The sequence below is a fragment of the Pseudomonas sp. 21LCFQ010 genome, assembly GCF_024129905.1.
Taxonomy (GTDB): Bacteria; Pseudomonadota; Gammaproteobacteria; order Pseudomonadales; family Pseudomonadaceae; genus Aquipseudomonas.
Map to the genome: position 1 here is coordinate 33,743 of NZ_JAMYDZ010000022.1, position 11,663 is coordinate 45,405.

Sequence of the window (11,663 nt, forward strand, 5' to 3'; positions counted from 1 at the left end):
CAAAGGTCCTCTCAGGCGTTGGGCTCGGCGTCATTGGAAGTGGCATCGCCAGGCTTGGGTGCGCTGGCAAGGGCCTGGAGCAACGCCGGGTCCTTGATCGCCTTGAGGATGATTTCCTCGGCGCCGGTCTTGCCGTCCATGTAGGTCAACAGGTTGGCCAGTTGGGTGCGGGCTTCGAGCAACTGGTTCAGCGAGTCGACCTTGCGGGCCACGGCGGCAGGGCTGAAGTCGTCCATGCTTTCGAAGGTGATATCCAGGCTCAGGTTGCCTTCACCGGTCAGCTCGTTGGGCACATGGAAGGCCACACGTGGTTGCAGGGCCTTGAGCCGCGAGTCGAAGTTGTCGACATCGATCTCCAGAAACTTGCGCTCGGCCACCGGGGCCAGGGGCTCGGCAGGCTTGCCGGTCAGGTCGGCCATGACGCCCATCACGAACGGCAACTGGACCTTTTTTTCGGCGCCGTACAGTTCCACGTCGTATTCGATCTGCACACGGGGCGCACGATTGCGCGCAATGAATTTCTGCGAACTGGTTTTCGCCACGTTGCTTCTCCTGGTCGCTGTTGCGACGGTGTTGGCATCAATGCCGGTAACGGGCTGCACGATTGGGGCGTGATCCGGGTGGCGGATCAGTCAGCCTCGGGGCCGCGCAGGGTTTCAAACTGGGACATGCCGTCGGGAATCAGATTGCGCACGATGCTGGCGAAGTCGGCGTGGACCAGCCCTCTGGCCCTGTTCAACAGCACCGGCAACGGGCTGGAAGGCTCATGGCGGGCGTAGTACGCCAGCAGGCGGTCAAGGTTACGCACGACATCATCACGATCAGTAATCTCGCCGCTCGCGCGGGGTGCGGCGGCGGCGACCGGAGCTGGCGCTGCGGCATGCGGCTGGTCGCTGGCGGCGGGCTCATCGTGCGCTGGCGGGGCGTGTGCCGGGGCCGGCTCACCGAGTACCTGCAAGGCCTGCCGCAAGGGCTGTTTGAGCGGCGTCAGATCGACGCCCTGGGCCGAGCCCACCTGCTCGTTGACGAAGGTCTCGATGCCTGTCGCTCGTTGCAGTGCCAGGCTGAGTGCATCCCGGGTGTCCTGCAGGCTCTGCGGATCGCTGTCGCGCAGGGCGGCGTTGAAGGTGTCGAGGCTCAGCGACTCATCGCTGGCAATCGACACGCCACTGGCATGCAATGCGGCGCGCAGGCTCAGCGTACCGAAGGCTCTTGAGCGCACCAGCGGGCTGTCACGCAGCAAGCGCAGATTGGTGTCGCCGCTCAGACCTGCCAGGGCATTGATGCGCAGGGTCGGATCGTTGTCGTCATCGGCGTCGAGCAACGGATACAGCCCGTCCCAGTACTGGCGCAGCAGTTGCTCGATCAGATCCAGGGTATTGGCCAGGCCTGCGATGCCATCGAGCGCCAGCGCACTCTGGGCCAGGAAATGGGTAATGCGCAGGTCTTTGCTGCGCTGTAACAGGGCACTGCTGGACTGCTCTATCTGGCGCCACTGTGGTGGTTCGGCCGGTTGCACGGCGTCGCCCATGATGCGCTCGGGTTTACCCAGGGCATCACGCTCCAGTTGCAAAAAATCCGCGTCATATTCCAGGTCTTCGCCACACGGCAACTGGGCTGAAACAGCGCTAAGCAACATTGCGACATCCACCACGTCCGATCTCCTTATCTGTCAGATGATGTCTTGCAGTCGTTTGGGAAAATTTTTTTGAACCATTTATTAGTGTGGATGTCGCACTTGGTTAGTTAGTGGCAACGTGATATCACACAATATCAGGAGTTGTGCATTCTTGAAGTAGCGCGCAGGGCTTGTCAAGGTGCTTATATGCAGCCGAAAGAGCGGTTGTGACGCAGGTAACAGCTTGCATGTTATTTTGACATCGCCTGCGTCGGCATGATTATCATGGCGCCGCAACCGACCGTCAGTCGGGGCTTAGTGCAAATAGGAAATTATTGAACTTTAGCGAAAGATGCCTGTCAGGGGCTGATTCGCGGCCTTTTCAGCGTAGCGAGAGCAGCGCGGGCAGTTTGCAGGGCACTCAGAAGTTAGTGTGCAAGATAAGCAGGGAATCGCAATGTCACTGAGCTTGACGATCACTAGTTACCATAAAATCACGCCCGGTCAGTGCGCTGAAAAGACACTGGATACCGGAGTGATGGCAATTGGCCGTAGTCAGGATAATGACTGGGTACTTCCTGATCCCGAGCGCCTGGTATCTTCGCGGCATTGCGTCATCCAGTATAAGGATGGCCGCTACTACTTGACCGATAACAGCACCAACGGGGTAGAGCTGGTGCAGGCCGGGGTGCGTCTACGGCGGGGCAACAGTGAAGTACTGCAAGACGGTGAAGTTATCCGTATTGGTGAGTACGAGATTCGCGCGCGTATCGACTTTGATATGCAACTGACGGATCAGGCCGCCCCGCTCAGTGAATCCCCCAACAGTTTTGAAGCACTGATGAGCCGTCAGGAAAGCAACTGGCAGACGCCGCAAAGTGCGCCGGCGGTCGCATCCGGCATGGCTCATTTGCAGGGCGGCTCGGCCCAGGACACCTTCCCGGACCTGTTCGACTTTCTGGGCAGTTCCAATGTCGCGCCGGCCACCCAGCCCGACCATGTACCGGCCCGCCAGCATGATTTCCGCCCACCGGCTGCGGTGCTGCTCGACAAGCCGGTAGCGCCGCCAGCGCCAGCCGCCGAGGCGGGTGCCGGTGCCGGTCTGATTCCGGATGACTGGGACCCGTTTGCCGATCTCGGCGCCGTTGCCGCCCAGCCATTCGTGACCCCGGTCGAGCCGGTGCCGCCAGCACAAGACATGATTGTCGAGGCAAAACCTGCCGCGCCAATCCCGCCAATCCCGCTTGTCGAGCCTGAGACCGAGCCGTCCATACCCGTGCCGCCTGTACCCGTGCCGCCTGTACCAGCATCGTTGGCACCTGCTCAGCCGTCGCGGCCAGCCGCTGCGGTGACTGCTGCAGCCGCCCCGGCACCGAGTGGCGAACTGCTCCAGGCCTTTCTGCGCGGCGCCGGTCTGGACCATTTGCGTATCGACCCTCAGCAGGCCGAGGCGCAGATGGAGGCTATCGGCCGTAGCTACCGGCTGATGGTCGAAGGACTGATCGACGTGCTGCGCGCCCGCACCAGCCTCAAGGGCGAGTTTCGCATGCAGCAGACGATGATCCGCCCGGTCGAAAACAACCCGCTGAAGTTCGCGCCCAACGCCGATGAAGCGTTGTTGCTGCTGCTGCGCCATGGCAATCAGGCTTTCATGGACCCCGAGCAGGCGGTCAACGACAGCTTCGACGACCTGCGCGCGCACCAGTTGGCGGTGATGGCCGGTGTCGAGGCGGCCATCAAGCACTTGCTCAAGCGCTTCGAACCGGCCGAGCTGGAAGCACGCATGGGGAAGCCTGGCGGGCTGTCGAACCTGTTCAGCGGTTCGCGTCAGGCGCAGTACTGGCAGCAGTTCACCGCGCTGTACCAGCGTATTTCCCAGGAAGCCGAAGACGATTTCCAGGACCTGTTCGGTCGCGAGTTCAGCCGTGCCTATGAAGCGCACAGCGAACGCCTGCGCCGCTCTTGAGAACCCTCTGTGAGAATGCCCCTGTGAAAATGCCGCTGCTCGCCACCGTTGCCCGAATTGCTGTCCTGGCCAGCCTGCTCAGTGCCTGTTCCAGCGCTTCGTCGCCAGCGTCCGGTCCTGCCTCGCAAACGTCTGGCGACGACGCCAGCGTGACCCTCGACATCCATGCCAGTGCCACGCTCAACCCCGGCGCCACCGGGCAACCGGCGCCAGTGCGGGTGCGGATCTTTGAACTCAAAAACAGCGCAGCTTTCAGCCGCGCCGATTACTTCGCGCTGGCCGAGCGTGGCAGTCAGACCCTGGGGGCTGACCTGGTCGATCAGGACGAAGTGCTGATCAGGCCCGGCGAAACCCGCAGCGTGGTACGCCCGCTCAACCCGGCGACCCGGCATATCGGCCTGGTGGTCGGCTACCGCGAGATCGACCGTGCCCGCTGGCGCACGGTCCTGAACCTGACGCCGCAGCACGGCTCGCACTACCGGATCGACCTCGATGCGCTGGCGATCAGCAGTGCTGCCGCCGCCGCAACCCGCCCCGCTCAATAGGCAATCGGAGAACCCATGTCCTGGAACAATCGTGTGGTCTGGTCGGAAGGCATGTTCATCGGAACACAGCATTTCCAGCAGCATGACCGTTACCTGGAAAACCTGATCGACGCCCGCAGCCGCCCGCTGTCGGCGGCGGCCTGGGGGTTTTCCGAACTGCTCATCGATCAGGGCCTGCTGGCCCAGGGCAAGCTGGCCATCGTCGCAGCCCGTGGCCTGTTGCCTGACGGCACGCCGTTCAACATCCCTCACGATGATCCGGCACCGAGCCCGTTGAGTATCGATGACAGCCTGCGCGATGGCCTGGTGTATCTGGGCCTGCCGCTGCGCCGGGCCGGGGTGCGTGACACGGTCGAGCAAGGCGAGGCTGCGGGGGCGGCACGTTATCAGAGCCAGGTGCGTGAAGTGCGCGACGACAATGCGCAGTTCGAAAGTCGTGCGCCGGTGGCGGTCGGCTCACGGGCGCTGCGCCTGCTGACCGACAAGGACGGCCTGAGCGACTACGCCGTGCTGGGCGTGGTGCGGATCATCGAAAAGCGCGCCGACAACGTACTGTTGCTTGACGAGCAGTACATCCCGCCGCTGCTGGATGTGGCGGTGAGCCGCCCGTTGAGTGCATTTCGCAGTGAGCTGCAAGGCTTGCTGCGCCAGCGTGGCGAGGCGCTGGCCGGGCGGGTGGTGGCTTCGGGTGCCGGCGGCGCCTCGGAAATTGCCGACTTCATGCTGCTGCAACTGGTCAATCGCGCCGAACCGCTGATCCAGCATCTGGGCCAACTCAGCCCGCTGCACCCGGAGCGCTTCTACAGCGAGCTGGTCAGCCTGGCCGGTGAGTTCGCGACCTTCTCGACCCGCGAGCACCGCCCGCAGGAGTTCCCGCGTTATCAGCACGACGACCTGCAAGTCAGCTATGCGCCGGTCATGCAGGCCCTGCGCGAGGCGCTGTCGATGCTGATTGACAGCAAGGCAGTACCGATTCCGATCGTCGAAAAAGCCTACGGCGTGCACGTGGCAATGCTGGCGGACAAGAGCCTGCTGGACAACGCCAGTTTCATTCTGGTGGTGCGCGCCGATATTCCGGGCGAAACCTTGCGGGCGCGGTTCGGCCAGCAGAGCAAGATCGGTTCGGTGGAGCACATCCGCGACCTGGTCAACCTGCAACTGCCGGGCATCGGTCTGCTGCCATTGGCGGTGGCGCCACGGCAACTGCCGTTCCATGTCGGTTCGACCTACTACGAACTGGACCGGGGCAGCGAGCACTGGCAGCAACTGAGCCGCTCCGGCGGTTTTGCCTTTCACATTGCCGGTGAGTTCCCCGGCCTGAACCTGGCTTTCTGGGCGATTCGAGGATAACGCGGCGATGCATTCGAACGACGATCGCACCCAGTTCATGCCGCGTCCGGGCGGCCGCCCGGCGCCCTCCAGTGCGCCGGCACCACAGCCGCCGAGCGAAGCCTCAGGTCCTGCCCTGGCGGCGGGTCAGGGCGACGGCCTCAACCCGCTGGAGGCTGCCGCCGGTCCTTTGCTGGCGTTGCTGACCCGGCTGCGCAATACCATCGCCCATCCGGCACCGGCCAGTTTGCGCGCCCAACTGCTGGCCCAGTTGCGCCAGTTCGAAGAGCGCGCCGATGCCGCCGGTGTCGCGCGTAACGACGTGCTGCTGGCGCGTTATGTGCTGTGCACGGCCCTTGATGAAGCGGTGATGAGTACTCCGTGGGGCAGCGCCAGTGAGTGGGGCAAGCAGAGCCTGCTGGTCACCGTGCATAACGAAAACTGGGGCGGCGAAAAGTCCTTTCAGTTGCTTGAGCACTGCCTGCAAACGCCGCGTGAACGTTTGTACCTGCTGGAACTGCTGTACCTGTGCATGAGCCTGGGTTTTGAAGGCAAGTATCGGGTCATGAACAACGGCCGCAGCCAGCTTGAAGCCCTCCGCGAGCGCACCAGCGCGGCAATCCGCAGTGCCCGTGGCGAGCGTGAGCAAGAGCTGTCGCCGCGCTGGCGTGGGCTGGTGCTGGCCCGTGACCGGCTGGCTCAGTTCATGCCGCCCTGGGTCGGTGTGGCGATTGGCGTGGCGCTGCTGTTGCTGCTGCTGTTGGGCTTGCGGATGAAGCTGGCCAATGACGCGGAGCCGGTGTTCAAGCGCATTCATGCGCTGGGCGAAATCCCGGTGCAGGCCATCGACCGGCCAGTGATTCAGCCAAAGGTGGTCGAGCGTCCACGCCTGGCCGGCTTTCTGGCTGACGAGATTCGCGCCGGCAAGGTTGCTGTGCAAGACGCCGTAGACCGTTCGGTGGTGACCATTCGCGGTGACGAACTGTTCGCCTCGGGCAGCGCAACCATTGTCGATGCCTATCAGCCGCTGATGCTGCGTATCGCCGAGGCGGTGAGCAAGGTCAAGGGCGAGGTGCGCATCACCGGGCATAGCGACAACCGACCCATCGCCACCCTGCGTTTTCCGTCCAACTGGGCGCTGTCCCAGGCCCGTGCCGAGCAAGTGCTGCAAATCCTCGCCGCCCGCACCGGCCAGCCGCAGCGCTTCACGGCCGAAGGCCGCAGTGACACCGAGCCGGTGGCCTCCAATGCCACCACCGAAGGACGGGCGAAGAATCGTCGGGTTGAAATCACCGTACTGGCGGAGGGCGTCGAGTGAAGGCGTTTCTGGGGTTTGTCATTCGCTGGGTGGTGCCGGTACTGGGGCTGATTGCCCTGAGCCTGATCATCTGGTTTGTGGGGCCGCTGCTCGATGCGCTGGTCCCGGAAGGCCGGCGCTGGGTGCTGATCGGCCTGCTCTGGGCGGTGTGGATCGGCTGGCGGCTGTACCGCATTATCCAGGCGCGCCGTCAGGCCGCCAAAGTCATCGAAAGCCTGGCCGCCGAAACCGCGCCCGACCCGACCAGTGTCGCCACCGCCGAAGAGCTGGCGACCCTGCGCCAGCGCATGGACGAAGCGCTGGCGCTGCTTAAAAAGGCTCGCCTGGGCGGTGACCAGCGGCGCAACCTGTATGAGCTGCCGTGGTACGTAATCATCGGCCCGCCGGGGTCGGGCAAAACCACCGCGCTGGTCAACTCTGGCCTGGACTTTCCGCTGGCTGCGCAGATGGGCAGCGGCGCGATCCGTGGGGTCGGCGGGACGCGTAACTGCGACTGGTGGTTCACCGACCGCGCCGTGCTGCTCGACACCGCTGGCCGCTACACCACTCAGGACAGCCACGCCCAGGTGGACAAAGCCGCCTGGCTGGGCTTTCTCGACCTGCTCAAGACCCAGCGTCCGCGCCGGCCGATCGACGGTGCGTTCATCGCCATCAGCCTGTCGGACCTGTTGCAGTGCAGCGAACAAGAGCGCGCTGCCCATGCGGTGGCGATCCGCAGCCGGGTTCAGGAGTTGCACGATCAACTGGGTGTGCGCTTCCCGATCTACCTGATGCTCACCAAGCTGGACCTGCTGCCGGGCTTCATGGAGTTCTTTGATGCGCTGAGCAAGGATGAGCGGGCCCAGGTGTGGGGCACCACCTTCGCCCTGGACGACGGCAAGAGCGCCTCCGGCCCGTTGCAGGATTTCCCGGCGGAACTGGCCGCGCTGGAACAACGCCTCAACGAGCGGCTGGTCGAGCGCCTGCAACAGGAGCGCGACCCGGCGCGGCGCGACCTGATCTATGGCTTCCCGCAGCAGTTCGCTGCTTTGCGCCAGGCGTTGCAGGGCTTTCTGGAAGGCGTGTTCAAACCTAACCCTTATGAAACCCGGCCGTTGCTGCGTGGGGTGTATTTCACCAGCGGCACTCAGGAGGGCAGCCCGATCGACCGCCTGATTGGCGTGATGGCGCAGAGCATGAGCCTGGACCGTCAACACCTGGCGCGGCAAAACGGCACCGGGCGCAGTTACTTCATCGAAAAGCTGTTCACCGCCGTGGCTTTTGCCGAGCAAGGCTTGATGAGCGCCGACCCGAAAGTCGAGCAGCGCCGCAAGTGGATCGCCCGTGGTGTGCTGGCGGCCACCGCGCTGGTGGTGGTCACCGTCGCCTCGTTGTGGTGGGTCAGCTACCGTGCCAATCAGGATTACATTGCCCAGGTCGATGGCAAGCTCGCCCCGCTGGGCCAGCAGGTGCAGAACCTGAGCCCCGCGCAGCGCGATGTGCTGGCCGTGCTGCCGCTGCTCGATGCTGTGCGGCAACTGGCCGGTGATCCGCCGGGCTGGTCCGAGGGCCTGGGGCTGTATCAGGGTGACATGCTCGAAGCCGAATCCGGCAGCGTGTACCGCAAGCTGTTGATCGCGGTATTCGCGCCGCGGCTGGTCAGCCGCATCGAAGAGCAGCTGCGTTCCGGCGGCTCTTCGGACTACCTGTACGAAGGCTTGAAGGCGTACCTGATGCTGGCCGACCAGGAACACTTCGATGCCGACTTCATCAAGGCCTGGATCAGCCTCGACTGGGAGCGCAACCTGCCCCGTGACCTGCCGCCCCAGCAGCGTCAGGCGCTGGCCGGGCACTTGCAGGCGCTGTTTGAACGGCATCCGCCCAAGGCGCGTCTGGATCAGCCGTTGATCGACGACCTGCGTCGCCAGTTGCAACAGTTGCCGGTGGCGCAGCGGGTCTATGACCGGGTCAAGCGTCAGAAGCTGCCTGACGGGGTGCCGGACTTTCGCCTCAATGAAGCGGCCGGGCGTGATGCGGCACTGGTGTTCAGCCGCAAGAGCGGCAAGCCGCTGGGCGAGCCGCTCAGTGGCCTGTTCACCGCCAAGGGCTACCGCGAGGGCTTCTTGCGCAACAGCCTGAGCCAGGCCGGCGTGCTGGCCGAAGAGCAGTGGGTGCTGGGCAGTGCCCAAGGTGGCGTGCTGGATGTCGCCAGCCTGGCCGGTGAAGTGCGGCGCCTGTATTTCCAGGATTTCCTGCGCGAGTGGGATGCGTTGCTCGCCGATATCGACTTTGTACCGATCACCAGTGTGGCCCAGGCGGCTGACGTGCTGCGGGTGATTTCCGGCCCTGACTCACCGCTCAAGAGGCTCCTGCAAGCGGTGGCGCAACAGACCGATCTGCAAGCCGAACAGCGCCTGCTCGCGGCGCAGGGCAAGCCGGTTGAAGACGGCGTGGATCAACTCAAGCAGCGCCTGGGCTCGTTGCTCGGGCAGGAACAACAGGCGGCCACGCCTTCAGCACAAACAACCAATGACGACCCGGTCAGCGCGCATTTTGCCGAGTTGCGTCGGTTGGTGGGCAGCGCTGAGCAGCCGGGCAGCATTGATGCCCTGCTGGCAGACATGAATGCCCTGTACGTGCAGGTCAGTGCCATGGTCGGGGCCAGTGGTGATGCCTTGCTTGGCGAAGCCAAGAACCAGGCCAGTGCTGCCGCCACACGCGTCAACCTGAGTGCCGAACGTCAGCCGCCGGTGGTGCGCGGGCTGGTCAAATCGGTGGTCAACTCCACCACCAACACCATGATGGGCGGCGTGCGCAACCAGCTCAACGCGGCCTGGAGCAGCGAGGTGGTGAACGTCTATCGCCAATCGCTCAGTGGCCGCTACCCGCTGTCGGCGGGCAGCGCCCGCGATGCGACGCTGGATGACTTCGGCATGTTCTTCGGGGTTGGCGGGGTGATGGACAACTACTTCCGCAAGTACCTGCAACCGTACGTGGACACCTCGGCCAACCCGTGGCGCTGGCAGCCCGGTGCGGCGCAGAAACTGGGCATCAATGCCGGCGTGCTGCAGACCTTCCAGCGTGCCAGCGCCATTCGTGATGCGTTCTTCCGCGCCGGCGGCACCCAGCCGGTGGTGCGCTTCGAACTCAAACCGGTGGCCATGGATGCTTCGATCACTCAATTTCTGCTGGACCTCGACGGCCAGCAGATCAGCTACGACCACGGCCCGAGCCGCCCGGTGGCCATGCAGTGGCCCAACCCCGGCAGCATTGGCGTGGTACGCCTGTCGATCAGCCCGCCGTCGGCCAGTGGCCGCTCGGCCGTAACCCTGGACGGCCCGTGGGCCTGGTTCCGCCTGTTGGAGCAATCGGACCTGGTTGCGGGCAGTGCGCCGGACCGTTTCAACCTGCGCCTGCGTGTGGATGGCGCCAGCATCGCCTACGAGTTGCGCGCCAACAGTGCTTTCAACCCTTTCAAAAGCCGTGTCCTGAGCGGTTTCAGTCTGCCGGAGCGGTTATGACCCCAGAGCAACAACACCCTGGTGCGCCGGGCTTTTACGGCAAGCTGGCTTGCCGTGGCGACTTCGTCAGCCGTGGCCTGCCGCAGTCGTTCATCCAGCCTTGGGACCAGTGGCTGGCCGCCGGCCTGCTGGCCAGCCAGGAACAACTGGGCAGCGCCTGGCTGGAGACTTATCTGGTCAGCCCGCTGTGGCGCTTTGCACTGGCGCCAGGGGTCTGCGGAGCGCAAGCGGTGGCCGGGGTGCTGATGCCCAGCATCGACCGGGTCGGGCGCTACTTTCCATTGACCGTGGCAGTGACCCTGGCGCCGCATGAGTCGCTGAGCGCCTGGCTGCAGGCTGACGGCTGGTTCGAGCAGGCCGAAGCGCTGATGCTCGACAGCCTGCAGGCCGAGGCCAGTTTTGCCGACTTTGAAGCGCGCCTGCAGGGTCTGCCTGCGCCGCAGGGGGCGCCGTGGGTTGCTTCGCAGGTCGATGCCAGCCTGCAACGCTTCGCCGCCACCGACCCCCAGGCGCGGATGGCGGCCCTGGCCGAGCACACCTGTATCGGTTCCAGCCTGTGGTGGGGGCGCGGTGGCGAGCATATCCAGCCCGGCCTGTGGCGTTGCCCAGGGCTGCCGGCCGCCAGCGATTTCGCCCGCGCCTTGCTTGGCAAGGAGGGCCGTGCTTGATGACGTTGACTTACCAGGCGGCCAGTTACAGCCATACCGGCATGGTGCGTTCGCTTAACGAAGATGCCTGCCTGGCGTTGACCGAACGTGGTCTGTGGGTGGTGGCCGACGGTATGGGCGGCCATGCAGCGGGCGACTACGTGAGCAACCTGATCGTCGATTCGCTGCGCGGTGTCCCGCCGTTGGCCACGTTGCAGGTGTATTGCGATGCACTGCGCCAGCAACTGGACGACATCAACCGCGAAGTGCGCGCAGAGACGGTACGCCGCAAGGCGACCATGATGGGCAGCACCGTGGTGGTGCTGGCCGCACGTGATAACCAGGGCATCTGCCTGTGGTCCGGTGACAGCCGCCTGTACCGGCTGCGCGACGGCGTGCTGCAAAGCCTGTCCCACGATCACAGCTATGTGCAGGACCTGGTCGACAGCGGCCTGCTCAGCGAAGCCCAGGCGCGGGTTCATCCGCGCGCCAATATCGTCACCCGCGCCGTGGGCGTTGCCGACCCGCTGGAATTGTCACAGGTGACCTTGGACATTCAGGCCGGCGACACCTACCTGCTATGCAGTGATGGCCTGAACAAGACCGCCGAAGACCATGAAATCCGTGACGTACTCGGCCACCCGAACCCTTATGAAGTCGTGCGCAGCCTGGTCCATCTGGGGCTGACCCGCGGCGCGCCCGACAACATCACCGCCATTGTCGTCAAGGCCAGTTGAGAG

9 protein-coding genes are annotated in these 11,663 nt (G+C 64.4%); 7 read left to right on the forward strand and 2 right to left on the reverse strand.

What is annotated here, in order from left to right:
- Positions 1-11: 11 nt before the first annotated feature.
- Positions 12-542 (reverse strand): type VI secretion system contractile sheath small subunit, encoded by a 531-nt coding sequence (tssB, locus tag NJC38_RS21555; RefSeq protein WP_045485686.1) that lies wholly within the window; start codon positions 540-542, stop codon positions 12-14.
- 86 nt (positions 543-628) lie between these two features.
- Positions 629-1,651, reverse strand: a complete 1,023-nt coding sequence (tssA, locus tag NJC38_RS21560) for a type VI secretion system protein TssA (RefSeq protein WP_253117063.1) — start codon at positions 1,649-1,651, stop codon at positions 629-631.
- 424 nt (positions 1,652-2,075) lie between these two features.
- Between tssA and tagH the strand changes: the two genes are divergently transcribed.
- Genes tagH through NJC38_RS21595 form a run of 7 tightly spaced genes read left to right on the forward strand, consistent with a single transcriptional unit; the run spans position 2,076 to position 11,660 of the window.
- Positions 2,076-3,584 (forward strand): type VI secretion system-associated FHA domain protein TagH, encoded by a 1,509-nt coding sequence (tagH, locus tag NJC38_RS21565; RefSeq protein WP_253117019.1) that lies wholly within the window; start codon positions 2,076-2,078, stop codon positions 3,582-3,584.
- Between the two features lie 29 nt (positions 3,585-3,613).
- Complete coding sequence (gene tssJ / locus NJC38_RS21570) at positions 3,614-4,129, forward strand: type VI secretion system lipoprotein TssJ (RefSeq protein ID WP_253117064.1); 516 nt, start codon at positions 3,614-3,616, stop codon at positions 4,127-4,129.
- A 15-nt stretch (positions 4,130-4,144) separates the two neighbouring features.
- On the forward strand, positions 4,145-5,479 hold the full coding sequence (tssK, locus tag NJC38_RS21575) for a type VI secretion system baseplate subunit TssK (RefSeq protein ID WP_253117020.1): 1,335 nt from the start codon (positions 4,145-4,147) through the stop codon (positions 5,477-5,479).
- Positions 5,480-5,486: 7 nt separating this feature from the next.
- Positions 5,487-6,776 (forward strand): DotU family type VI secretion system protein, encoded by a 1,290-nt coding sequence (locus tag NJC38_RS21580; RefSeq protein WP_045485693.1) that lies wholly within the window; start codon positions 5,487-5,489, stop codon positions 6,774-6,776.
- Complete coding sequence (gene tssM, locus NJC38_RS21585; protein WP_253117021.1) at positions 6,773-10,276, forward strand: type VI secretion system membrane subunit TssM; 3,504 nt, start codon at positions 6,773-6,775, stop codon at positions 10,274-10,276. Before NJC38_RS21580 ends, tssM begins: the two co-directional genes overlap by 4 nt.
- The gene (gene tagF, locus NJC38_RS21590; RefSeq protein ID WP_253117022.1) at positions 10,273-10,944 is read left to right on the forward strand and encodes a type VI secretion system-associated protein TagF; all 672 of its coding nucleotides are present in this window, start codon (positions 10,273-10,275) and stop codon (positions 10,942-10,944) included. The genes tssM and tagF overlap by 4 nt, the downstream gene beginning before the upstream one ends.
- Positions 10,944-11,660, forward strand: a complete 717-nt coding sequence (locus NJC38_RS21595; RefSeq protein WP_253117023.1) for a protein phosphatase 2C domain-containing protein — start codon at positions 10,944-10,946, stop codon at positions 11,658-11,660. Before tagF ends, NJC38_RS21595 begins: the two co-directional genes overlap by 1 nt.
- Positions 11,661-11,663 lie beyond the last annotated feature (3 nt).